Source organism: Phenylobacterium sp., assembly GCF_031360265.1.
In the GTDB taxonomy this organism is placed as follows: domain Bacteria; phylum Pseudomonadota; class Alphaproteobacteria; order Caulobacterales; family Caulobacteraceae; genus Phenylobacterium.
In genome coordinates, this window is the sequence record NZ_JANMBF010000042.1 from 1 (window position 1) to 1,509 (window position 1,509).

At 64.5% G+C, this 1,509-nt stretch carries 2 protein-coding genes; one reads left to right on the forward strand and one right to left on the reverse strand.

Annotated features, from left to right (window positions below; all coding sequences use genetic code 11):
- Window positions 1-234: 234 nt before the first annotated feature.
- A protein-coding gene (locus tag RMN86_RS03630) for an IS5 family transposase (protein ID WP_309604469.1) occupies window positions 235-986 on the reverse strand; the annotation gives its coding sequence in 2 pieces (ribosomal slippage) (window positions 235-669 and window positions 672-986; 750 coding nt in all).
- A gap of 94 nt (window positions 987-1,080) precedes the next feature.
- On the opposite strand from RMN86_RS03630, the gene RMN86_RS03635 reads away from it, so the two are divergent.
- Window positions 1,081-1,458, forward strand: a complete 378-nt coding sequence (locus RMN86_RS03635) for a VOC family protein (protein ID WP_309604470.1) — start codon at window positions 1,081-1,083, stop codon at window positions 1,456-1,458.
- Window positions 1,459-1,509: the final 51 nt, after the last annotated feature.

Here is a 1,509-nt window from a genome sequence, read left to right on the forward strand (position 1 = left end):
GCGAATGGGCGGCGGACCGCCGGGCCTGCCCTTCGGTTCGTCCGACGCGCAGGCGCTCAGCGACAGCAGCAGCAGCAACGCGGGCGGCAGAAGGCGTCGAAACATTTGGCGGCCCTTCAAATATCGTCCCCGCCGCAGCCCGATCGGGGGGCTAGGGCCAAATTGCGCCCGCGACGTGTCCAACGCGAAACCCTTTCCCAGGCTGCCCGCCTTTTCCTGCGCTAGAGCCTGTGTTCAGTTCAGCAAGATGACGCTTGCGGCCAGGTGGACGCCGGCGAGGAAGTTGCGGGCGAGCTTGTCGTAGCGGGTGGCGATGGCGCGGTACTGCTTGAGTTTGCTGAAGAACCGCTCGACGAGGTTGCGTTCGCAATAGAGGACGAAGTCGCAGGCGCGCTTGATCGCACGGCTGGCGGTGGGCGGAATGACCGGGGTGATTCGGCGTCTGATCAGGAGCTCGATCAAGCGATCGGCGTCATAGGCCTTGTCGGCGAGCAGGGCCTTGAGGTCGACCTGCTCGATCAGCGGCTCGGCTTGGCCGAGGTCCGAAGCCTGGCCAGGCGTCAGCAGAAGCTCCACCGGGTTGCCGAGCGCATCGACCAGGGCGTGGATCTTGGTGGTCAGCCCGCCGCGGGACCGGCCAATGGCTTGCTCGCCGTTTTTTTTCGCGCCCCGGCGCTATGCTGATGGGCGCGCACGATGGTGCTATCGATCATCATGTATTCGTTGTCGTGGTCGCTCGCCAACATCTTGAAGATACGCGCAAAAACTCCACTCTTGGCCCATCGGCCGTGGCGCTGGTGGACGATCTTCCAGTCGCCGAAGCGGGGCGGCAGGTCACGCCAGGGGATGCCGGCGCGGTAGCGATAGAGCACCGCCTCCACGAACAGCCGGTTGTCCGGCGCCGTGCCGCCAACATGGCCTTCGCGGCCGGGCAGAAAATCCTCGATCCGATCCCACTGATCGTCGCGAAGTGCATAGCGTCGCATCGGTCGGCCCTCCCAAGCCGACCGCCTATGAATCACTCAACCGTCGATTTGGGAATCCACTAACTGAACACAGACTCTAGAGGAGGACTGACGAATGGCCAAGGTGCTGGGTATCGGTGGGGTGTTCTTCAAGGCGGCCGATCCGCAGGCCGTGCGCGACTGGTACGCCCGGGTCCTGGGCTTTGACATCCAGGACTGGGGCGGGGTGATCTGGCCGCATCCCGCGACGGGCCACGGCAACTGGAGCGTCTTCGCCGCCGACAGCGACTATTACGCGCCATCCACCGCGCCGTTCATGGTCAACTACATCGTCGACGACCTTGAAGGGATGTTGGCCAGGGCCCGGGCGGCCGGCGCCGAACCGGTGGGAGACCCCGTCGATGGCGAGTACGGCCGCTTCGGCTGGCTGATGGATCCGGCGGGGGTGAAAGTCGAACTCTGGGAGCCGCCCGCTGAGCCACCGGGGACTTGACATAAAGACATAAACATATCTTTATGTGGGCGATGAGGCTCTCGGCTGCCC